Origin of the sequence: Aeromonas sp. 62-46 (assembly GCF_001898585.1) — a bacterium.
In the GTDB taxonomy this organism is placed as follows: Bacteria; Pseudomonadota; Gammaproteobacteria; order Enterobacterales; family Aeromonadaceae; genus Aeromonas; species Aeromonas caviae.
In genome coordinates this window covers 1-21,881 of sequence record NZ_MKUI01000015.1, presented here as the reverse complement: position 1 = coordinate 21,881, position 21,881 = coordinate 1, and the positions used below count along the sequence as shown (strand labels likewise).

Annotated in this window: 20 protein-coding genes and 1 pseudogene; 15 read left to right on the top strand and 6 right to left on the bottom strand. The window is 65.8% G+C overall.

All coding sequences use genetic code 11. The features are described 5' to 3' along the window. Positions 1-173 precede the first annotated feature (173 nt). From BGO64_RS04740 to slyA, 3 genes are read right to left on the bottom strand one after another with little or no spacing between them, the layout of a single operon-like run. Positions 174-1,202, bottom strand: a complete 1,029-nt coding sequence (locus BGO64_RS04740) for a DUF2955 domain-containing protein (RefSeq protein ID WP_010673457.1) — start codon at positions 1,200-1,202, stop codon at positions 174-176. A gap of 10 nt (positions 1,203-1,212) precedes the next feature. Then, positions 1,213-2,268 carry an HlyD family secretion protein gene (locus BGO64_RS04735; protein ID WP_010673458.1) on the bottom strand — a complete coding sequence of 352 codons (1,056 nt, stop codon included), beginning with the start codon at positions 2,266-2,268 and terminating at the stop codon, positions 1,213-1,215. A 1-nt stretch (position 2,269) separates the two neighbouring features. Next, entirely contained in the window at positions 2,270-2,743 is a 474-nt protein-coding gene (gene slyA, locus BGO64_RS04730) for a transcriptional regulator SlyA (protein WP_010673459.1), read from the bottom strand. 258 nt (positions 2,744-3,001) lie between these two features. Between slyA and BGO64_RS04725 the strand changes: the two genes are divergently transcribed. Next, positions 3,002-4,567, top strand: a complete 1,566-nt coding sequence (locus BGO64_RS04725; RefSeq protein WP_202041340.1) for an ATP-binding protein — start codon at positions 3,002-3,004, stop codon at positions 4,565-4,567. A gap of 3 nt (positions 4,568-4,570) precedes the next feature. Beyond that, entirely contained in the window at positions 4,571-5,263 is a 693-nt protein-coding gene (locus tag BGO64_RS04720) for a response regulator (RefSeq protein ID WP_039039279.1), read from the top strand. Positions 5,264-5,368: 105 nt separating this feature from the next. Here the strand turns inward: BGO64_RS04720 and BGO64_RS04715 are convergent, their stop codons facing one another. Further along, on the bottom strand, positions 5,369-6,277 hold the full coding sequence (locus BGO64_RS04715; RefSeq protein ID WP_214002723.1) for a LysR family transcriptional regulator: 909 nt from the start codon (positions 6,275-6,277) through the stop codon (positions 5,369-5,371). A gap of 99 nt (positions 6,278-6,376) precedes the next feature. On the opposite strand from BGO64_RS04715, the gene BGO64_RS04710 reads away from it, so the two are divergent. Both BGO64_RS04710 and BGO64_RS04705 read left to right on the top strand, forming a co-directional pair. After that, positions 6,377-7,360 (top strand): aldo/keto reductase, encoded by a 984-nt coding sequence (locus BGO64_RS04710; protein ID WP_104451729.1) that lies wholly within the window; start codon positions 6,377-6,379, stop codon positions 7,358-7,360. Continuing rightward, positions 7,357-7,761: a carboxymuconolactone decarboxylase family protein gene (locus tag BGO64_RS04705; protein WP_010673464.1), complete on the top strand. Its 405-nt coding sequence runs from the start codon at positions 7,357-7,359 to the stop codon at positions 7,759-7,761. Before BGO64_RS04710 ends, BGO64_RS04705 begins: the two co-directional genes overlap by 4 nt. A 95-nt stretch (positions 7,762-7,856) precedes the next feature. Here the strand turns inward: BGO64_RS04705 and BGO64_RS04700 are convergent, their stop codons facing one another. Further along, on the bottom strand, positions 7,857-8,744 hold the full coding sequence (locus BGO64_RS04700) for a DMT family transporter (protein ID WP_139700615.1): 888 nt from the start codon (positions 8,742-8,744) through the stop codon (positions 7,857-7,859). Positions 8,745-8,840: 96 nt separating this feature from the next. Here BGO64_RS04700 and BGO64_RS04695 point away from each other — a divergent pair, with 96 nt between their 5' ends. Further along, positions 8,841-9,635, top strand: a complete 795-nt coding sequence (locus BGO64_RS04695) for an AraC family transcriptional regulator (RefSeq protein WP_010673466.1) — start codon at positions 8,841-8,843, stop codon at positions 9,633-9,635. 51 nt (positions 9,636-9,686) lie between these two features. Here BGO64_RS04695 and exaC read toward each other — a convergent pair whose 3' ends face one another. Then, a complete protein-coding gene (gene exaC, locus BGO64_RS04690) occupies positions 9,687-11,204 on the bottom strand; it encodes an acetaldehyde dehydrogenase ExaC (protein ID WP_102948794.1) in 1,518 nt (505 codons plus the stop codon). Positions 11,205-11,494: 290 nt separating this feature from the next. Between exaC and BGO64_RS04685 the strand changes: the two genes are divergently transcribed. From BGO64_RS04685 to BGO64_RS04640, 10 genes and pseudogenes are all read left to right on the top strand, one after another. Then, a complete protein-coding gene (locus BGO64_RS04685) occupies positions 11,495-13,171 on the top strand; it encodes a sigma-54-dependent Fis family transcriptional regulator (RefSeq protein ID WP_286700259.1) in 1,677 nt (558 codons plus the stop codon). A gap of 283 nt (positions 13,172-13,454) precedes the next feature. Beyond that, entirely contained in the window at positions 13,455-14,741 is a 1,287-nt protein-coding gene (locus BGO64_RS04680) for a GGDEF domain-containing protein (RefSeq protein ID WP_286700258.1), read from the top strand. A gap of 68 nt (positions 14,742-14,809) precedes the next feature. Further along, a complete protein-coding gene (locus tag BGO64_RS04675) occupies positions 14,810-15,220 on the top strand; it encodes a VOC family protein (protein WP_286700257.1) in 411 nt (136 codons plus the stop codon). A gap of 92 nt (positions 15,221-15,312) precedes the next feature. Then, a pseudogene (gene phoB, locus BGO64_RS04670) lies at positions 15,313-15,933 on the top strand (phosphate regulon transcriptional regulator PhoB); the annotation flags it as partial. A gap of 72 nt (positions 15,934-16,005) precedes the next feature. Continuing rightward, positions 16,006-17,301: a phosphate regulon sensor histidine kinase PhoR gene (gene phoR, locus BGO64_RS04665; RefSeq protein ID WP_010673472.1), complete on the top strand. Its 1,296-nt coding sequence runs from the start codon at positions 16,006-16,008 to the stop codon at positions 17,299-17,301. Between the two features lie 273 nt (positions 17,302-17,574). Then, the gene (locus BGO64_RS04660) at positions 17,575-18,549 is read left to right on the top strand and encodes a PstS family phosphate ABC transporter substrate-binding protein (RefSeq protein WP_039039286.1); all 975 of its coding nucleotides are present in this window, start codon (positions 17,575-17,577) and stop codon (positions 18,547-18,549) included. A gap of 152 nt (positions 18,550-18,701) precedes the next feature. Beyond that, positions 18,702-19,517, top strand: a complete 816-nt coding sequence (locus BGO64_RS04655; RefSeq protein ID WP_010673474.1) for a M48 family metallopeptidase — start codon at positions 18,702-18,704, stop codon at positions 19,515-19,517. After that, positions 19,505-20,011, top strand: a complete 507-nt coding sequence (locus BGO64_RS04650; RefSeq protein WP_201934829.1) for a GNAT family N-acetyltransferase — start codon at positions 19,505-19,507, stop codon at positions 20,009-20,011. The genes BGO64_RS04655 and BGO64_RS04650 overlap by 13 nt, the downstream gene beginning before the upstream one ends. Before the next feature lie 109 nt (positions 20,012-20,120). Continuing rightward, positions 20,121-21,023, top strand: coding sequence for an ROK family protein (locus BGO64_RS04645; protein ID WP_286700256.1), 903 nt, complete (start codon positions 20,121-20,123; stop codon positions 21,021-21,023). 41 nt (positions 21,024-21,064) lie between these two features. Next, positions 21,065-21,790, top strand: coding sequence for a copper homeostasis protein CutC (locus BGO64_RS04640; protein WP_262000027.1), 726 nt, complete (start codon positions 21,065-21,067; stop codon positions 21,788-21,790). Positions 21,791-21,881: the final 91 nt, after the last annotated feature.

Below are 21,881 nucleotides of genomic sequence, written 5' to 3'. Positions count from 1 at the left end.
CACAACGGTGTCATATGGCCTTGAGCCTAACAGGATGAGGCACAACTGCAACCTCGTGGCGGGAGCCCTGCGTCGGGATGCGTCCGTCTCCCTCTGGTCCGTGGGGCAGGAAAAAAAACGCCCCGGCAGGCAAGCGGGGCGAAAGGGAGCCGTCCAATGGCTGCAGAAAAGGGTCAGTGGCCGAACCGTGTCGCCTCGAAGCGATTGAGCAGCCGGTGGATGAGGTAGCAGGCGAGCAGGGTGACCACGATGGCAAAGAGGATGCTGCTCACCCGATAGAGGGCGCTGAACACCAGGTCGTTACCCGGGGTCAGGTACTGGCCGAACAGGATGCCGAGGGTGGTGAGGGCACCGAAGCCGACTCCGGAGCCGCTCGCCTCCTTCACATGGGCATAGCTGAACAGCATGGCGCCGAGCCAGAGCACCGGGGTCACCAGCAGCAGCAAGCCGGACCAGTCATAGAGCACCAGCTGCCCCAGGATGCCGAAACTCACCCCCAGCAGGGTGCCCATGGCCCGCTTGCGGGCATAGTCCAGGGCGCCGTTCCAGTGCATGGGGAAGAGCAGCAGCAGGGTGGTGGCCTGGGCGGACATGGAGTCGCGCAGATCGAAGATCTGGAACACCAGGAACGAGAGGGTCGCGATGGACGCCCCCAGCAGGGCTTCGTGTCGCATCCGGTGCGGCGCCTTGGGGGAGGGGGCCGGCCTGGGGCGCTCCTCCACGTCCGGAATGAGGGCCGTCATCAGATAGGCGATGAGCACCGACAGGACGCTGGCCCAGAGGTTGCTGAAGATGAGGTCGTTCAGATCAATCCCGGGGTAGCTGGCAAAGTGCAGCATGATGCTGAGGCTGAGCACGCCGTTGGCACCGAACAGGAACAGGCTGCCCCGGGACATGGCGGCGAAACGGTAGAGGAAGAGCAAAAAGACCAGGGGGGTCATGAGCCCCGGGTGGCCGCCGAACAGGCCGCCGAGCAGCCCCACTTCCAGACCGCACATGGCGGCGGAGGCGATGAGCTGGCGGGCGGCGTGACCGTTCATCACCGGCACCAGGCCGAGCAGCAGCACCGGGGTGACGGTGAAGAAGACCCCGTTGCTCCAGCCGAAGATCTTGCACAGCACAAACCCCAGGGTGCAGCCAAAGGCGATGCGCAGACACTGGCGCAGTTCGTTGGGGGTGAGGGGTCTGTGCCACAGGTTCATGGTCGTCATCTCAATAGATGTAGTGCAGCAGGCTGAGCAGACGGATCTGGCCGCGGGCCAGCAGCCCGGTCAGGGTGTTGTCCGGCAGCAGTTGCACCGTGGCGCGGGCCCCGGCCGGCAGGTGGGCGGGCAGTTGCTCCAGGGTCAGGTGCAGGCGCAGGCGCTGGGCATCGCGTACCCAGCGATCGGACTCGACGGGGTTCGCAAGCTGGCCGTTGGCGTCAAACTGACCGGCGCTGACCCCGGCATCCAGACTGGCGACGCGGGCAGGATAGAGACGACCGGGCTCGCCGTCGAAGGCGACGAGGGCCTGACTGCCGGCGCTGACGTGGCGCAGGCTCTTCTCGCGAAAATCGGCGATCACGTCCACCTGCTCGGAGACCAGGGCCAGCAGGGGGGAGCCCGCATTGGCCACGCTGCCAGGCTTGAGCTGCAGGTTGGTGATGATGCCGTCCTGGCTCGCATGAACCCGGCTGTAGGCGAGGTTGAGCTCGGCCTGGGCGAGGCGGTTGCGGGCCTGGCGCAGCAGCAGGTTGTCTTCCCCTGGCAAGCCGCGGTTGACGCGGGCCTGCTCTACTCGGGCCTGGCTGCCGAGCAGGTTGGCACGGGCGGTGCGGGCGGCGCTGTCGGCGTCATCTTTCTGCTGTTCAGAGACCATGTGACGGCGGTAGAGGGCGTCGATGCGCGCCGCTTCCCGCTGTTTCTGGTCGGCCTGGGTGCGCAGCGAGCTGTACTCCGCCTCGTAGGCGGTCAGGGTTGCGTCCAGCTGGCGGTTCTGCTGCCTGGCCTGATCCAGGGCGAGCCTGGCCTGATCCACGGCGAGCTGGAAGGGTTCCGGGTCGAGGGCGAACAGCAGATCCCCCTGCTTGACGTGCTGGTTGTTGGCGACGGCGACTTCGACCACCTTGCCGCTGACCTGGGGGGCCATCCGGGTGACGACCCGGGTGGCCATGGCCTGGGGGGTCAGGGGCATCTTGATGTCGGCCAGCAGAAAGTAGCCAAACACCAGGACGAAGCAGACGATGGCCCACTTTATCCAGCGCTTGAATTGTTGATCCGGTGTCATCTTATTCTCTCTCTTCATGCTGTGCGGCTATCTTGCCGAGGGCGTTGGCGGAGATGCGGTGCACAATGTCTTCAAACTGGGCCAGCTCCTGCTGGCTGATGCCGGTGAGCAGCTCCCGGCGCACGGCGATGATGCGGCCCTCGATCTGATCGAGCAGCGCCTTGCCCGCCGGGGTCAGGGTGACGATGCGGGCCCGCTTGTCCTGGCTGCAGCAGTGGCGCTCGATCAGCCCCTGCTCCTCGAGCTGACCCAGGGTCCGCATCAGGGAGGGGAGCTCTATCTCCAGGGCCTCGGCCAGGGTCTTCTGGCTGAGGTGGCCGCCGAGGCGGCTGAGTTTCCACAGGGCGGTCCAGCGGGGATGGGTGAGCCCCAGAGGTGCCAGCTCGAGATCGGCCACGGTGCGCCAGAGCCGGTGCAATCGCCCCAGCTGCTCGGCGAGGGAGAGTTCTCGCAACATCTCCAGATCCTTTTTCATGACGGGCACCTCAATTACTTAGCTTGCGAAGCATTATATTTGTTTCGCAGGCTAAGTAAATAGTGTGATACAGCTCACGTTCAGGTTTTTTGCCCGGGCCGTGGTGTTTAAGTTTTTATATGGCTTTGCGGGCCAGCTAACCGACAACGGCCGGGGGAGGCGCTAGAGTGGCCACCTTTGAGGTGCGCCAGGCTGGCCATTGACCCGGCCGGGGGACACCCTCACCCTGGGCTTTCCCGTCCGCTGCAAGGTTGAACGATGAAACTGCGCCACCAGCTAGTCACCCTCTCGCTTGGCTTGTCACTGCTGCTGATCCTGATCCTGGGCTGTCTGCTCGCCCTCTTCATGCGCCACCTGCTGGAGAACAACCTGAAGGAGAAGGGGAGCGATCTGGCCCGGGTGCTGGCGGCGGACAGCCGGGTGGTCCGGGCCCTGGAGAAGGGGAGCGATCCCGGGCTGCGGGATTATGTGCAGGGGATCTGCAGCCGCACCGACGCCGCCTACATGGTGGTGACCGACGAACATGCCAGGCGTCTGAGCCACCCCTCCCCCGAGCTGGTGGGCCAGACCTTCCGGGGGGAGGACATCTGGCCTGCGCTCCAGTCGCGCGAGAGCTACTGCTCCCGGGACGTGGGCACCCTGGGTCCCGCCATCCGCTGCTTCGCTCCCGTGGTGGGGCCCGATGGCCAGGCCATCGGTGCGGTGGCGGTGGGTTATCTGATGCGCACCGTGGAGGGCACCTATCAGGAGCGGATCGCCCTGCTGGTCGGCGCCATCGCGGCGGTGCTGGGGTGCGGCCTGCTGCTGGCGCTCTGGGTGCAGCACCTGCTGCGCCGCACCCTGCTGGATCTGGAGCCGGAGACCATCGCCAATCGCTTCGCCCAGCAGGATCTGGTGCTGGAGGGGATCTCGGAGGGGATAGTGGCCCTGGACAACCAGCACAGGATCACCATGCTCAACAGCGCCGCCTTCTATCAGTTGCGACTGCCCGGCACCGGGCGCCACGCCCTGCTGGGCCGCTCCCTGGCGGAGCTGGCCCCCGGCCTCGTGCCCACGTTGCAGCAAGGGGGAGCGGTCAGGTTCACCGTGCAGGGGGATGACTTCGTCGGCCACTGGCAGGAGCTCAGCGGTCGCGAGCCGGGGCGCATGCTTATCTTCAGCCGGCCAGACGGCACCGGCAGCCTGGGCATGCAGGTGACCCACCTGCGCCAGTACGGCGAGATGCTGCGCATCCAGACCCATGAATTCGCCAACAAGCTCAGCAGCCTCTCCGGCCTGCTCCAGCTCGGCCACGTGGAGCAGGCGGTAGACCTCATCCAGCAGGAGAACGAAGCCTGCCAGAACATGTTGCAGGATCTGCTGCGGGTCATCGAGAACAAGCCGGTGGCCGGGCTCATCCTCGGCAAGTTCAGCCGGGCGCGGGAGCTGGGGGTGGAGCTGGTGCTGGATGCGGGGTCGGCCCTCGGGGAGTATCCGGCCGAGGTGTCGGCGGATCTCATCACCTGCATCGGCAACCTGCTGGACAACGGCATTCGCGCCGCCTGGGGGAACCGCGAGCACGCCGCGCCCAGGGTGCTGCTCTCCCTCGATGATCTGGGGCGGCGGCTGGTGATCGAGGTGGAGGACAGTGGCGAGGGGGTGGACGAGGCGCTGGCGGATCACCTGTTCGACTACGGTGTCAGCCGCCAGACCGGGGATCACGGGGTCGGCCTCTTCCTGGTCAAGAAGACGGTGGCCAGGCGGGGGGGCGTGATAGAATGGCGCCGCACCGCCGAGCAGACGACCCTGTTCGGTATCTATTTGAATAAAAACCAATTGGTGTAAGTCATGAAGCCAATCTTCACGCTGATTATCGAGGATGACGAGCGGATAGGCGCCATGTTGGGGGAGCTGGTCTCCTCCACGGCCGGGTTCTCCCTGATGGGGCGGGCCGGCACCCTGGCCGAGGCGGATCGCCTGATGGCGGGGAGCGAGCCCCGCTTGCTGATGGTCGACATCTCCCTGCCAGATGGCTCGGGCCTGGAGTGGGTGAGCCGGCTGCGCAGCCACAACCGGGAGGTGATGGTGATGATGGTGACCGCCTCCTGCGACGTGGAGACCATACAGCAGGCCCTCAACCTGGGAGTCCAGGATTACGTCATCAAGCCGCTGCGGCTGTTTCGCATCCAGCAGAGCCTGGAGGAGATCCTGGTCCTCCATCGCCGCCTGTGCGAGCCGGGGGAGTTGGCCCAGAGCGATCTGGACCGCCTGATGGGCAAGGCGCGCAACCAGGGGCGGGAGGCGCGGGAAACCCCCAAGGGGATCGACGCCATCACCCTGCGCCAGGTGCTGGATCTGCTGGCGGGGGAGCCGGACAACACCTTCTCCACCGACACCGTGGCCCTGCGCCTCTCCCTGAGTCGCACTACGGCCCGCCGTTACCTGGAGTTTCTGGAGTCAGAAGATCGGCTGGACGTGGAGCTCAACTACGGCCAGCGTGGCCGCCCGGAGCGGCGCTACCACTGGCGCCGGGAGTCGTGACCCCGCCGCGGGCACAACGCCGAAGAGGCCGCGCACACCATGCTGCGCAGATAAAAGGGAGCCTTTGAGCTCCCTTTTGTTTTGCCCCGATGCGAGCCGGCCCCTCTATCTGGGGTCGCCCGAGAAGGGGTGCAGGGCGGTACGGGCGCGCTCGAACAGGGCGATGAGGTGATCCGCCACGGCCCGCACCCGCCGGGAGTGGGCGAGATCGCTGTGGAGCACCAGCCAGATGGGCTGATCCACCCCGAGCTCCGGCAGCAGGCAGACCAGATCCGTCTGGCGGGCCAGGTAGTGGGGCAGCACCGCGAGCCCCAGACCGGCCTGGGCGGCGGCGAGCTGGGCCGCCAGGGTGCCGGTCTCCACCCGGCAGGGGCGGCCGCGCAGCATGCGGGTCATCCATCTGGCGGCGGGCAGGTGGCTCTGGGTTTCGTTCCAGCCGATGAAGTCATCCTGATCGAAGCTGGCGGCATCCACCCCGGGGCTGCGGGCATCCAGGTAGGCGCCGGTCCCGTAGAGGCCAAAGCCCAGGGTGCCCAGACGCAGCAGGGTGAGGTGGCCGGCATCGGGCTTGACCATGCGCACCGCGAGATCGGCATCGCGCCGGTGCAGGTTCACCGTCTGCACCCCGGTGACCAGCTCCACCCTCAGCTCGGGGTGCTGGGCAAAGAGCGTCGGCAGGGAGGGGATGATGAGGGGATTGGCCAGGTTTTCGGCGGTGGCGAGGCGCACTGTGCCGGCCACCTGTCCCTGCAACTGTCCCGCCTCGCCAAAGGCCAGCCCCGCATGTTCCAGCGCTTCGGCTCGCTCAAGCAGGGCCTCCCCGTCGTCGGTCAGGCGATAGCCCTGCTGGTGGCGGCTGAACAGGGGCAGGCCGAGGGCCGCCTCCAGCCGGTCCAGGCGCCGGGAGACGGTGGCCACCCCCATGCGAAGGGCGTGGGCGGCACCGCTCAGGGTGCCGCTGCGGGCGATGGCCAGGAAGACGCGGGCGTCGTCCCAGAGCAGGGGATCGTGCATAGTGTTTCCATAATCGGAAAATAGGTTGCCAGTTATCTCTATATCTCATTCATTTTCGGAAGGCCATACTCCCCTGCAACTTGTCAGGGAGAAAATGCGATGCAACGACGAACACTGGGAGCCAACCTGCAGGTCTCTGCCCTGGGGCTGGGCTGCATGGGGATGAGCGAATTCTACGGGCCGCGGGACGATGAGACGTCCTTGCGAGTGCTGGCGGAGGCGGTGGAGCGGGGCATCGACCTGCTCGACACCGCCGACATGTACGGCCCCCACCACAACGAGGCGCTGATCGGGCGTTTTCTCGCGACCCGGCGGGGGCAGGTGAAGGTCGCCACCAAGTTTGGCATCGTGCGCCAGCACGGGGAGTACAGGCGTACTCTCGACAACAGCGCCCGCTATGCGCGCCAGAGCTGCGAGGGCTCCCTGCGCCGCCTCGGCATCGAGCAGATCGATCTCTACTATGTGCACCGCCTCGATCCGGCCCATCCCGTCGAGGAGACCATGGCCGGGCTGGCGCAGCTGGTGCAGGAGGGCAAGATAGCCCGCATCGGTCTGTGCGAGGTGAGCGAGGCCACCCTGAGGCGCGCCCATGCCGTGCACCCGGTGGCGGCGGTGCAGACCGAATACTCCCTCTGGACGCGGGAGGTGGAGGCGGCGGTGCTGCCCGCCTGCCGGGAGTTGGGGATTGGTCTGGTGGCCTACTCCCCCCTGGGGCGCGGGTTTCTGACCGGGCGCTACCAGCAGGAGGCGGTGTTCGAGGAGGGGGATTTTCGGGCCGGTCTGCCGCGGTTTCAGGAGGACAACCTCGCCACCAACCGCACCCTGGTGCAGGCGGTCATGGCCCTGGCGCAGCAGAAGGGATGCTCGGCGGCGCAGATAGCCCTGGCCTGGCTGCTGGCGCAGTGGGAGGGGATAGTGCCCATCCCCGGCACCCGGCGCCTGACCCACCTTGAGGATAACCTCGGCGCCCTCTCGGTGCGCCTCTCCCCAGCGGAGCTCGGGGCCCTGGGACAGGCCATCCGGACCCTGCCGGTGGCGGGGGAGCGCTATACCGCCGAGGGGATGAAGGGGGTGAACGCATGAGCGGCTCGCACACGGATCGCCGTGAACGGGCGTTCGCGCTGCTGGCCCGGCTCGATCCCCTGGCGCCCACGCGGGTCGCCGCCAGCCTGGATGCCCTGTCACCCGAGCTTGCCGAGCTGGTGCTGGGGTTTGCCTTTGCCGATGTGCTCGCCCGTCCCGGCATCGATCTCTGCACCCGCGAGATGCTCACGGTGGCGACCCTGATGGGAATGGGCACGGCGCCCGGACAGCTCGAGTTCCATATCCGGGCCGCCCTCAATGTGGGGGTCAGCCGGGAGACCATCATCGAGATCCTGCTCCAGGTCGCCGTCTATGCCGGAGTGCCCGCCTGCATGAATGGCATCAGTGCGGCCCGCAGCGCCTTCGCCGCCCATGACAAGGGGCGGGGGGGCAGGGATTAAGGAGGAGACGCCACCCTGACGAAAAGGTCAGGTGTGCCCTGACGAGGGCAGCAAGAAGGGAGCCGAGGCTCCCTTCTTTCATGGTGCTGGCCGGCTCAAGCACCTTCCGGCAGAGGACGGCGTACCCTCGGCTTGAGCTGGGAGAGCATGACCCCGGTCAGGATGAGGCCGCCCCCCAGCAGGTGATAGCCGTGGATGGGCTCCCCCAGGGTGATGACGGCGATGAGGGCCGTGCACAGGGGCATCAGGTTCATGAAGACCGAAGTGCGCTCCGCCCCCAGGGTGGCGAGGCCGCGCATCCAGCAGTAGGCGGCGAAGATGGAGGAGGCGAGGCCGGCGAACAGTACCATGCTCCAGCCCTGGGCGGGAATGGCCAGGGAGTCGGCAGAGAGGGCCACCGGGATGAGCAGCAGCACCGCCAGCAGGATCTGCAGGTAGAGGTTGAGCCAGGGGCCGAACGGCAGTTGCCAGCGGCGGATCAAGAGGCCATAGAGGGCATAGCTGGCTGCCCCCAGCAGCATCATGCCGTCGCCGGGGTTGATGCCGCTGTGCAGCAGTGCCAGGGGGTTGCCCTGACCCAGCAGCCAGAGCACCCCGAACAGGGAGAGGCTCATGCCGAGCAGCGCCTGCTTGCCCGGCTTCTGGCCAAAGCAGCAGGCCCCGATGAGCAGGGTGATCAGGGGCAGCAGGGAGCCGATGACCCCCATGTTGGTGGCCGAGGTGCTGTGGGCGGCGTAGTAGGCGAGGCACTGGTAGAGCACCATGCCGAGCAGGGAGAGCACCAGCAGCTTGCCGAGCCAGGGGCGGATGTCGGCCCGGCGGCGCCAGAGCTGCGGCAGGCAGAAGGGGGAGAGCGCGAGGGCGGCGATCACCCAGCGATAGAAGGAGATGGCGGCGGGATCCAGCACGCCGGCGGCGGCCTTGGAGACCACGGTATTGGCGGCCCAGATCAGGATGGCGAGCAGGGGGAAGAGAAAAGGCATAGGCACTCCTTGGTACGATGGGGAGAGTCTAGCCTTGTCTTGAACGAGGTAAGTAGCGTAAATAAGACATGTCATAACCGCTTTGGGACAATCTGCATGGGCACCCTCACCCTGGCCGAGCAGGATCGCCTGCTGGCCGACCCCAACCCCCTCTACTTTCGCTACAGCCAGATCCAGGGGGGCAACGCCTGCGCCGAGCACGCCCACCCCTGGGGTCAGCTCAGCCTCATCAGCCTGGGGGTCATGGTGGTGGAGGTGGGGGGAGAGCGGCTGGTGGCGCCCCCGGACTACCTCATCTGGGTGCCGGCGGACCTGCCCCACACCGCCTTCAACGAGCAGACCCTGGATTACACCTCCATCTACGTGAGCCACGCCTTGGCGCCGCGCCTGCCACGGGAACCCCAACTGCTGGCGCTCACCCCCTTGCTTCGAGCCCTGCTGGAGGATTTCACCCAGCGCCGGGTCGGCCACATGGAGGATGAGTGGGATGCCCGTCAGGGTGAGCTCTTCATCGAGAAGCTGGCCCGCACCCGTTGCCAGCCGAGCTACCTGCCCCAGAGCCGGGATCGCCTGCTGGCCCCCTTGCTGGCGGCATTGCAGGCGGCGCCGGAGGACAACCGCACGCTGGTGGAGTGGGCCAGGGCGCTGCACACCACGGAGCGCACCCTGGCGCGGCGCTGCCAGAAGGAGCTTGGCATGAGCCTCGGCCAGTGGCGCACCCGGCTGCGGCTGGTGAAGGCGCTGGACTGGCTGCGGGGCGAGATGCCGGTGCAGGAGATCGCCTGGCGTCTCGGTTACGCCTCCACCTCGGCTTTCATCGCCATGTTTCAGCGGGAACAGGGTTGCGCCCCCCAGCGCTATCGCCAGCAACTGGGCCAACCCGTGGCCTGAACCGCATGAAAAAGGGCGCCCGCAGGCGCCCTTGTGGATCACGGGATGGGCTTAGAAGAAGCCGAGGGGGTTGATGTCGTGGCTCACCAGCAGGTTCTTGGTGTTCTGGTAGTGGTCCAGCATCATCTTGTGGGTCTCGCGACCGATCCCCGACTTCTTGTAGCCGCCGAAGGCCGCATGGGCCGGGTAGGCGTGGTAGCAGTTGACCCAGACCCGGCCGGCCTGGATGCCGCGCCCCATGCGCCAGGCCAGATTGCTGTCCCGGGTCCACAGGCCGGCCCCCAGCCCGTACTGGGTGTCGTTGGCAATGGCCAGCGCATCCGCCTCGTCCTTGAAGGTAGTGACCCCGAGCGCCGGCCCGAAGATCTCCTCCTGGAACACCCGCATCTTGTTCTGGCCCGAGAAGATGGTGGGCTGGATGTAGAAGCCCCCCTCCAGCCCGCTCACCTTGGCCGGGCCGCCGCCCAGCAGCATTTTTGCCCCTTCGCCGCGGCCGATCTCCATGTAGCTCAGGATCTTGTCGAACTGCTCGCGGGACGCCTGGGCCCCCACCTGGGTGGCAGTGTCGAGAGGGTTGCCCTGCACTATGGTGCGGGCGCGGGCCAGCACCCGGTCCATGAAGTCGTCATAGATGCTGGCCTGCACCAGGGCGCGGGAGGGGCAGGTACACACCTCCCCCTGGTTGAAGAAGGTCATCAGCATCCCTTCCACCGCCTTGTCGATGTAGCTGCTCTCGTGCTGCATCACGTCGGCGAAGTAGATGTTGGGGGACTTGCCACCGAGTTCCACGGTGGAGGGGATCAGCTTGTCGGCGGCGCAGCGCAGGATATGGGCGCCCACCTCGGTGGAGCCGGTAAACGCCAGCTTCTGGATCCGGTTGCTGGTGGCGAGCGCCTGGCCCGCCTCGGCGCCGAAGCCGTTGACCACGTTGACCACGCCGGGGGGCAGGATGTCCTTGATGAGATCCATCATCAGCATGATGGTGACCGGGGTCTGCTCGGCGGGCTTGAGCACGCTGCAGCAGCCGGCCGCCAGTACCGGGGCCAGCTTCCAGGCGGCCATCAGCAGGGGGAAGTTCCACGGGATGATCTGGCCGACCACGCCGATGGGCTCCTTGAAGTGGTAGCTGACGGTGTTCTGGTCCAGCTCGGCGGCGGAGCCCTCCTGGGCGCGGATGCAGCCGGCGAAGTAGCGGAAGTGATCCACCACCAGGGGCAGGTCGGCGGCCAGGGTCTCGCGCACCGCCTTGCCGTTCTCCCAGGTCTCGGCGACGGCAAGCCGCTCAATGTTCTGTTCGATGCGATCGGCGATGCGCAGCAGCAGGTTGCTGCGCTCGGTGACGCTGGTCTTGCTCCAGCTGGCGAACGCCTTGTGGGCCGCGTCCAGGGCGAGCTCGATGTCGGCGGCGTCGGAGCGGGCCACCTCGCAGAACACCCGGCCATCCACCGGCGAGATGTTCTCGAAATAGCGGCCGGCGCGCGGCGCCACCCAGTCGCCACCGATGAAGTTGTCATAACGGGATTTGAAGCTGACCAGGGCACCTGCCTGACCGGGAGCGGTATAAATCATCTCATCATCCTTATGTGTGTGTGGTCCTGACCGGCCTGGCGGGCAGTCCGGTTGCTTCCTGTCATCGCAAGGGGCGTGCCAGCGGGTGGCGCTTTACACAAAAAGGTTGCAAAAACGTTATCAAACGGGGTGTCAAGGGGTATCTTGGTTAACCAGTGCCCCCCAGGATGGCCCCCGAACTGTGCCGTTTCGGAACACCGGGTGTGACACTGTGCCGTTTGTGAACAGGAGACGTGATGAAGGCGCTCCCCCAAGGCGGCCCTATTCGCGAGTGTGTAGAAGGAGGAGTGATGAGCGAGTTGCCTCAATCCGGTGCCAGCCCAATCCAGCGCTCCTGGGAGCGCTGCCTGCATCAGGGGCTGAGCCGCCAGCAGAGCGCCGAGCTGGACTTGCTGCCCCAGGGGGAGCTGTCGGCTCGCCAGGAGCAGCACAGGACGCTCATCGCCTGCTTCCAGCGCTTCGTGCTGCCGCTCTTTGGCCAGTTGCTGGCGGGCAGACCCTGTCGTCTGCTGCTGTGTGACGGCGAGGGGGCCATCCTCGCGGTGAGCGGAGACGACCGGTTTGCCCGCCATGCCGAGCGGATCTTCCTGCGCAGCGGCGCCCGCTGGGGGGAGGCGAGCAAGGGCACCAACGCCATCGGCACCGCGCTGGCCGAGCAGAGCGAGGTGCAGGTGCTGGGGGCGCAGCACTTCTTCGCCCAGCACAGCTTTCTCAGTTGCAGCGCCTGCCCCCTGCTCGGGCCGGACGGGCAACTGCTCGGCGTGCTCGACATCTCCACCGATGCGGCCCACCACGGCGGCGACATGCTGGGCACCGTGCGCCTCCTGGCCATGACCCTGGAAAACGCCCTGCTGGCCCGCCAGCCGGGCTGGCTGGTGGATCTCGATCCCCAGAGTCTCTGGTCTGCCCGCCTGCTGCTGGGGGAGGGGGGCGAGCTGCTCGGGGCCAACCGGGCCGGTCGGCTCTGGCTCGGCCAGCACCCCTTCGACGGTCAGCAGTTGCTGCGCGAGCGCCGCGGCCTGCGGCTGGTGCCGGAGGCGGGGGAGCGCGCCGCCAGGCTCCCCCTGCCGAGCGCGGTTGAGGAGGGGGGATCGCAGGCGCAGCAGGTGCCGCTCAAGATGCTGGAGCGGGGCATCTCATTGCTCATCGAGGGGGAGACCGGCAGCGGCAAGGAGCACCTGGTGCGCACCCTGCACGCCAGATCGAGCCGTCGGGAGCGGCCTCTGGTGTGCGTCAACTGCGGCGCCCTGCCGGCGGAGCTGGTGGAGGCCGAGCTGTTCGGCTACGTGGGGGGGGCCTTCAGCGGTGCCCGCAGCCAGGGCAGCCAGGGCTATCTGCGCGCCGCCCACGGCGGCATCCTGATGCTGGATGAAATTGGCGAGCTGCCGCTCCAGGCCCAGACCCGGCTGCTGCGGGTGTTGCAGGAGCGCGTCGTCACCCCGGTGGGCAGCCACAGACCCGAGGCGGTGGATTTCTGGCTGGTCAGCGCCAGCCATCGGGATCTGGCGGCCATGGTGGCGGCCAGCACCTTTCGCGAAGATCTCTACTACCGCATCTGCGGCTGGCGCCAGCAACTGGCACCCCTGCGGGCCTGGTCGGTGCCCGAGCGTCAGGGGTTGATCCTGAACCTGCTCGCCCAGATGGACCCGGCGCTACAACTGAGCCGGGAGGCGGAGCAGCGGTTGCTGGCCCACCCGCTGCCCGGCAACGTGCGCCAGCTCAAACAGGCGCTGGAGGTGGCCTGTGTACTGGCAGAGGGGCAGGGCTGGATTGAACCTGCCCATCTGCATCTGCCCGCCGTGGCGGGGGGAGCGAGCTCACCTTTGGGAGGGAATACCCTGCGCGAGCAGAGCCGGCAGCGGGTGCAGCAGACCCTGGCAGAGTGCGGCGGCAACGTGAGCGAGGCGGCGCGCCGTCTTGGCATCAGTCGCACCACCCTCTATCGGGCGCTGCGGGAGGAGGGGTGAAGGGTGTCGCGCCGTCCAGCGCTTGTGTAGACTGCGAAGGCAAGGACGTTTTTTCGTTATGTTTCCATCGCAGGGAGTGCGCAATGACCCATCTCACCACCGACGAGGCCCCCCGCCTCTCTCCCGGCTGCTGGCCGATGCCGCTTGCGCCCCATGGGGCCCGTGCCGGTTAGTCGGCACCCGTCTGCGCCCGGTGCGGCGCGTGTAATAACCTTGGATCTGGATCAGCGCGGTCCGGCGCTTCAAGGTGTAGGGTAAAAGCCCTTTTTCAGGTGTGATGCCGATGATCCCTTCCTATTCCCGCATGACGACGCTGTTGTTCTGGTGCCTGCTGGCGGCGAGCCTGCTGGCCATGGTGTTATTCGAATTCGGACCCGAGCGGCGGCTCGACATCCTGAGCCAGGCCGGTTTGTCCGTGCGTGCCCAGGATGACAGGGCCCACAAGGGCTCCTCCGTCGCCACCCTGAGTCAGAGGGGCGACAGACCCGCCATCCAGTGCACCCTGCGAAGCCAATATGCCTATCCTTTCTGCGAGCTGGTTCTGACCCTGACCAACCCCGAGCAGGGGCTGGATCTTTCCGGCTTCACCGGGGTGCGGGTGAGGCTGGATGTAGAAGGGCAGGGGGAACAGGCCTGGCGCCTTTATCTGCGCAACTACGATCCCGTCTATTCGACGCGGGAAGACGAGAGTTCCCACAAGTTCAATGAAGTGCTCTTCACCGCCAGGGATTTTGGCCGTGAGCAGGATGTCCCCCTGAACGTCTTTGCCCCCAGCTCCTGGTGGGTGCAGCAGTACGACATTCCGCTGGTCCAGCAGGGGCCGGATCTGCACCATGTCTATGCCATCGAGATCGCCTCCGATGACAAGATGCTGCCGGGGGAGTACCGGTTGCGGCTCGAGCGGCTGGAGTTCTATGGCCGCTGGTGCAAGCCGGGGGACTTCTATCGCTATCTGCTGTTGGGGTGGCTTGTCTACGGCGTGCTGCTCTTCCTGGTCCAGAACCTGATGTTTGGCGATCGGCTGCGCAAGGCCAGGGAGGCGCGCCTCGCGGCTGAAGCCCTGAGTGCGAGCCTGTGCGAGCAGAACCGGCGCACCGAGGAGGAGGCCCGCTACGATCCCCTGACCGGGGCCCTCAACCGGCTCGGCGGCGAAAAGCTGCTCGGAGAGCTCGGCGAGATGCCGCTCTCCTTCATCTATATCGACATCGATCACTTCAAGGGGGTCAACGACGGTCACGGCCACCCGGTGGGGGACGAGGTGCTCAAGCACATGGTGAGCGAGCTGCTGCGCCATTGCGACAGCCTGTGCCGGCTGGTGCGCTGGGGTGGGGAGGAGTTCGTGCTGGTCTGCCTCCATTACGACGAGGGACGGGCCGCCGCCCTGGCGGAGCGGCTGAGAGGGGCGCTGGAGGGGTACAGGCACTGGCCGCTGGGGCTCGGTATCACCGCCTCCTTCGGGGTGGCCGAGCGGCGCAAGGATAGCCTGGAGCAGGCGCTCAAACGGGCCGACGAGGCGCTCTATCAGGCCAAGCAGAATGGTCGCAACCGGGTGGAGGTGGCGCCCGACTGATCCGGCGCTGGAGCCCATGGCCGGGCGGGGCTATCATGCGCCCCATCATTTATCTGAGGAGAGATGCCATGGCACAACACATTGGCGCCCTGACGCTGCTGGTGGCGGATTACGACGAGGCCATCGCCTTCTTCACCCGGGGAATGGGCTTCGAGCTACTGGAAGACACCCCCCTCGACGAGCCGGGCAAACCGGGCAAACGCTGGGTGCGGGTCACTCCCAAGGGGGCTCCCGGCTCCGCCCTGCTGCTGGCCCGCGCGGCCAACGAGGAGCAGCGCGCCGCCATCGGTCGCCAGGGGGGCGGTCGGGTCTTCCTGTTCCTTGAGACCGACGACTTCTGGGGCGATTACGAGCGGATGCAGGCCTATGGTGTTCATTTTTGTGAACAGCCGCGCTTCGAACCCTACGGCACCGTGGTGGTGTTCGAGGACATCAGTGGCAATCGCTGGGACCTGCTGCAACTCGCTGCTGCCAACTGAATCTGAAAACGTTTATCATCCCGCCCGTCATAAAGTCATAAAAGTGTCACAGAAAGTTCTAATAATTGGCGCACCCATCTTCACAGAGGAGAGAGAAGGGATATGAAACAGTAGAAGCAGAAGATTACGCCGATGGACTGGCAAAGGTGCGCGAACCCTACCCCGAACTCATCGTGCTGGATTGGATGATGCCAGGTGGCAGTGGTATCCAGTTCCTCAAGCAGCTCAAGCAGGATGAGATGACTCGCCAGATCCCGGTGGTGATGCTGACCGCCCGGGGCGAGGAAGAGGACAAGGTGCGCGGGCTCGAGGCCGGTGCCGACGACTACATCACCAAGCCCTTCTCCCCCAAGGAGCTCACCGCCCGCCTGCACGCCGTGATGCGCCGCGTCTCTCCCACCTCGGTGGACGAGGTGATCGAGGTGCAGGGGCTCAAGCTGGATCCCGTTTCCCACCGGGTCAGTGCCGAGGAGAAGGCCCTCGACATGGGGCCGACCGAATTCAAGCTGCTGCACTTCTTCATGACCCACCCCGAGCGGGTCTACAGCCGCGAGCAGTTGCTCAACAACGTCTGGGGTACCAACGTGTATGTCGAGGACAGGACGGTGGACGTGCACATTCGCCGCCTGCGCAAGGCCATCGAAGAGACGGGGCACGACAGATTGATCCAGACGGTGCGCGGGGCCGGCTACCGCTTCTCGACCCGTCTCTAGGTCAGGGCCAGTGCCGCCAGCACCTGCCGGCGGGCATTGGACCCGGCTCTTTGCTGTCTCTAGGAGATCTTAATGTTGCAACCTTACGCCTGGCGGCGACAGTTGTGGCGAATGGCGTTCTTCTACAGCCCCTTCGTCTTGGTAGGTTGGTTAATCGATCATCTCGTTCTCTGCCTGCTGGTGGCCACTGTGGTGCACCTGGTCTGGCACTACCGCTTCCAGAAGCGGCTGTCGGACTGGCTGTGGCACGATCGCAGCCTGGTGCCGCCCCACGGCAGCGGCAGCTGGGAGCACATCTTCAACGGCATCTACAAGTTGCAGCAGCGTCACCGGGCCCGGCGCCGGGAGCTGGCGGGCCTCATCCGCCGTTTTCGGGAAGGGGCGGAGGCGCTGCCCGATGCGGCCGTGGTGTTTCGCACCGACGGCAGCATCCTCTGGTGCAACCGGCTGGCGGAGCAACTGCTCGGCTTTCGCTGGCCCGAGGATGCCGGCCAGCACATCGGCAACCTGATCCGTCACCCCGCCTTCGTCGCCTATCTGGGCAAGGGGCAGTATGACGAGCCGTTCGAGATGCACTCCCCCATCAACGAGGAGAAGTTCCTCGAATTTCGCATCATGCCCTATGCGGAGGACCAGGCCATGCTGGTGGTGCGGGACGTGACCCGGCTGCGCAGCCTGGAGAAGACGCGCAAGCACTTCGTCTCCAACGTCTCTCATGAGCTGCGCACCCCCCTCACCGTGCTCAAGGGGTATCTGGAGATGACCGAGGAGCCGCCGCCCCCCGCCATGTGGGCCAAGGCGCACAAGGTGATGATGGAGCAGACGATCCGCATGGACAATCTGGTCAACCAGCTGCTCACCCTGTCGCGCATCGAGGCGGCGCCCACCGTGGATCTCTCCCATCTGGTGGACATGCCCGCCATGCTGGGGCTGCTGGAGCAGGAGGCGCGGGCGCTCTCCGGTGAGCGGGCCCACGAGATCGTCTTCATGGTTCAGCCCAATCTGCTGGTGCGCGGGGATCAGGATCAACTGCGCAGCGCCGTCTCCAACCTGGTCTACAACGCCATCCACTACACCCCGGCGGGGCGCAAGATCACCGTGGAGTGGCGCAAGCAGGGGAGCATGGCGCTGTTTGCGGTGCAGGATGAGGGGGAGGGGATCCCCCCCGAGCATCTGGCGCGGCTCACCGAGCGGTTCTATCGGGTCGACAAGGCCCGCTCGCGCCACACCGGAGGGTCCGGGCTCGGCCTTGCCATCGTCAAGCATGCCCTGAGTCATCACGATGCCCATCTCGATATCGAGAGCCGGGTCGGTGCGGGCAGCCGCTTCAGCTTTCTTATTCCCGCCCGCATGGTGCTGGTGAAATAATATTTTGTGTCAATGTGTTAGCAACGAGAGAAGGGCTGCATCGCAGCCCTTTTTTCATCCGGGCCACTCTCGGCCCATGTCATCAAAGTGTCATATAAATTCCATAAATTTGTCACTGCCAGGCCAGATACTGGCGCCGTCTTAAAGAACGGACCTTCTGTAACACTGGAGAAGGAGTGGTGCTGGCCCACGGATCATTGCGATCGGGTGTCAACCACGTTTAGACGTCAACCTGACGATTGCCTTCTGCAACCTTGGACTTGGAGAGATTGGATGAAACTCAACAAACTGGCTGGTGTCATCGGATTCACCGCAGCAACCCTGTTTTCTGTCAGCGCTCTGGCTGCCGGTGTGGATAAAGACCTGCCGGAATACACACCGACCAGCGGCATCTCGGGCAACCTGTCCTCTGTCGGCTCGGACACCCTGGCCAACATGATGACCCTGTGGGCCGAAGAATTTAAGCGCATGTATCCCAACGTCAACGTGCAGATCCAGGCCGCCGGTTCTTCCACCGCACCGACTGCCCTGACCGAGGGCGTCGCCCAGTTTGGCCCCATGAGCCGTGCCATGAAGGCTGGTGAAGAGGAGGCATTCGAGAAGCGCTACGGCTACAAGCCGACCGCCATCCGCGTCGCTGTCGATGCCCTGGCCGTGTTCGTCAACAAGGACAACCCCATCAAGGGGCTGACCATGTCGCAGATCGACGCCATCTTCTCCAGCACCCTCAAGTGCGGCGAAGCCAAGGCGGCCACCAAGTGGTCTGATCTGGGTCTGGACGGCAGCTGGTCCGGCAAGGATCTGCAACTGTTCGGTCGCAACTCCGTGTCCGGTACCTACGGTTACTTCAAAGAGCATGCCCTGTGCAACGGTGACTTCAAGAGCGGCGTGAACGAGCAGCCGGGCTCCGCCTCCGTGGTACAGTCCGTCTCCTCCTCCCTGAACGGCATCGGCTACTCCGGTATCGGCTACGTCACCTCCGGCGTGCGCGCCGTTCCGCTCTCCAAGGATGGCAAGACCTTCATCGAGGCGAGCTCCGACAACGCCATCACCGGCAAGTACCCGCTGTCGCGCTTCCTGTACGTCTACGTGAACAAGCATCCGAACAAGCCGCTCTCCCCGATGGAGCAGGAGTTTGTGAAGATGATGCTCTCCAAGGCGGGCCAGACCATCGTTGCCAAGGACGGCTATGTGCCGGTCCCGGCCAAGGTGGTTCAGGCCGACCTGAAGAAGCTGGGCATCATGTAACAGAACGAGCCCTTGCAGAAAAACGAGCCCCATGCGGGCTCGTTTTCATTGGTGCGCCCCAGGATCTTTTTGGTCGCAGGGCGCAGCGCCCGGCTTGCGCCGGGCGGCGGCATTTCCGAGAATAGGGCAACTTCACGGCAAAGGACCCTCTCATGCGCGCATCTTCCCTCTCCAGACTGGCCCTGACGGCCTTGTGCAGCGCCCTGCTGGCCGGCTGCGCCCAGTCACCGACCGGTCGCAACCAGATGCTGCTTTTCTCCCCCCAGCAGATGAACCAGCTGGGCGCCGACTCCTTCACCCAGATGAAGCAGCAGGAGAAGGTGAGCACGGATGCCAGGATGAATGCCTATGTGGGCTGCGTGGCCAAGGCGGTGACCGCTCAGGTGCCTGCCAGCTATGGCATCACCAGCTGGGAGGTGGTGGTGTTCGACTCCAAGGAGATCAACGCCTTCGCCCTGCCCGGCGGCAAGATAGGCGTGTACAGCGGCCTGCTGAAAGTCGCCAAGAATCAGGACCAGCTCGCCACCGTCATCGGTCACGAGCTGACCCACGTGCTGGCTCAGCACTCCAATGAGCGCCTCTCCCGGGATCAGCTGACCGGTATCGGGCTGGCGGTGGCGGACGCTGCCATCGGCAGCAGCGACAGCCTCGGGGGCGCTGCCACCATGGCCGCCCTGGGCCTCGGGGTCCAGGTGGGGATAGCCCTGCCTTATGGCAGAACCCAGGAGAGCGAAGCGGACCGGCTCGGTCTCGAGCTGATGGCCCGCGCCGGGTTCAACCCGGCCGAAGCCGTCACCCTGTGGCAGAACATGAGCGCCGCCTCCGGTGGCAAGGCACCGCCCCAGTTGCTCTCCACCCACCCCAGCGACCAGAGCCGGATCGCCAACCTGCAGGCCCAGCAGGCCGAAGTGCAGCCCCTGTACCAGCAGGCGAAAGCATCAGGGCTGGTTCCCCAGTGCAAGGCGTAAGCCTGCGCCTGGCGCGTCCCGCCGATGCCGCCGCCATGACGGTGATGCAGCGGGCGAGCTGGCTGGCGGCCTACGGGGAGGTGCTGGGGGCCGACATGCTGGCCCAGCTGGCGGTGACCGACCACCTGCAGATCTGGCGACATCGGCTCGCCGAGCCCGGCCCCGTTCCCATGCTGGTCTGCCAGGACGACGTGGTCATCGGCCTGCTCTACTGGCAGCCCTCCCTGGAGGAAGGCTTGATGACGGCGCGGATCCGGGCGCTCTACCTTCATCCCGATTACTGGCGTCAGGGTCATGGCAAACGGCTGTGGCAGGCGGTGGCGGTGCAGATGCGCCGGGCCGGTTGCGAGTGCGTCAGGCTCTGGCTGCTGGATGGCAATCACATCGGCGAGGGATTCTACCTGCGCCGCGGCTTCATGTTCGACGGTCAGGAGCGCACCCTGATGAGCCTCGGACAACCTTGCCAACAGCGACAAATGTTCCGTTTGCTTTGAGCTGGCTCCCGTTTTTCGCCCCCGGTCACTTTATTTTTTTTGCGAATTAATACAATGTGCCCCATCTGGACAGACTGAGGTGGCCGGGTCCACCGCAAGGGAGTGTGGCATGTACTACGGATTTGACATTGGCGGCACCAAGATAGCGTTCGCTGTGTATGACGGCGCCTTGAATCTCTGTCACGAGGAGCGCATGAGCACTCCCGGCAATGATTACGAAGGGTTGCAGCAGCTGATCCGCGAGCGGGTCGAGGCGGCGGATGCGCGCTTCGGGGTGAAAGGGGCCGTCGGTATCGGGTTTCCGGGGATCCTCAATCGCCTCGACGGGAGCATAGTGGCGGCCAACCTGCCCGCCATCCATGGCCGCCATCTGGGGGCGGATCTGGCCGAGCTGCTGGGCCGACCGGTCAAGGTCGACAATGACGCCAACTGTTTTCTCTGGTCGGAAGTGCATCAGGGGGCCGCAGACGGTGCTGGCAGCGCCCTCGGCGTCACCATAGGCACCGGCATCGGCGGCGCCGTCTACCTGGCGGGCAAGCTCATCCAGGGGCGCAACTGGCTGGCGGGGGAGATAGGTCACTACCCGCTGCCCGCCACCATCCTGATGAAATACCCGGATTTGCCCCGTCCCCGCTGTGGCTGCGGGCGCCTGGTCTGTTTCGAAACCTATGCGTCGGGCACGGGCCTGGAGCGGCTATACCACCATGTTCATGGGGAACGGGTGAGCGGCCACCAGATCGTCGCCCGTGCCGATGCCCGTGAGGCGGCGGCCCTCTCGACCATCGACTGCTGGCTCGAGATCATCGCCGCTGGCCTCGCCACCGCCATCTCGGTGATTGATCCCGATGTGGTGGTGCTGGGGGGCGGCTTGAGCGCCCTGCCAGCCCTCTATGAGGAGCTGCCCAAACGTCTGCCCGGCCACCTGCTGCCCGGTGTCGCCCTGCCGGCGATCCGCGAGGCCCGATTCGGTTGTGCCGGCGGTGTGCGCGGTGCAGCCCTGCTCAATCTGTGAGATCGGACAGAGGGTCTGATCTCCCCGAACAAGGAGTCATCATGACCCGTCTTGAAATCTGTATCGACAACCTCGAATCCCTGTTCACCGCCCAGGCGGCCGGCGCCGATCGCATCGAGCTCTGCTCTGCGCTGGGGCTGGGTGGCCTAACTCCCTCCTATGGTTTCATGCAGCAGGTGGCGCGCCACGCCACCATCCCCGTCTACGCCATGATCCGGCCCCGTGCCGGGGATTTCTGTTTTGGCGAGGGGGAGTTCGACATCATGTTGCAGGATATCGCCGCCGCCCGTGCCGCCGGCCTGCAAGGGGTGGTGGTCGGTCTGCTGGATGAAGATGGACGGGTACCCGAAGGCAAGCTCCGGCAACTGGTCGAGACGGCGGGGCCGCTCGGCGTCACCTTCCACCGGGCCATCGATCTCTCCTCCGACTGGCGGCTGGATCTCGAGACGATCGTCGCGGCGGGTTGCGAGCGCATTCTGAGCTCCGGCCATGCGCCGACCGCGCTGGCGGGGCTCGAAACCCTGCAGGCCATGCACCAGGCGCTGGCGGGACGGGCCAGCCTGATGCCGGGGGCCGGGGTCAACGCCGACAACGTGCGCACCATCATCGAGTTCACCGGCGTCAATGAAGTGCACATGTCCGGCATGGGCTGGCGCGGCGGCATGGTGCCCCATGGTGTGAACATGGGCACCTCGGACGATGGCCGGGTCAACATCACCGACGGCGCCAAGGTCGCAGCGGTGCGGGCGTTGCTGGACAGGGCCTGATGCGGGCCGTGCGGCGATATGGTGCCTCTCTCTGTGACATCAACATGGGCACCTCTGACGACGGCCGGGTCAACATCACCGACGGCGCCAA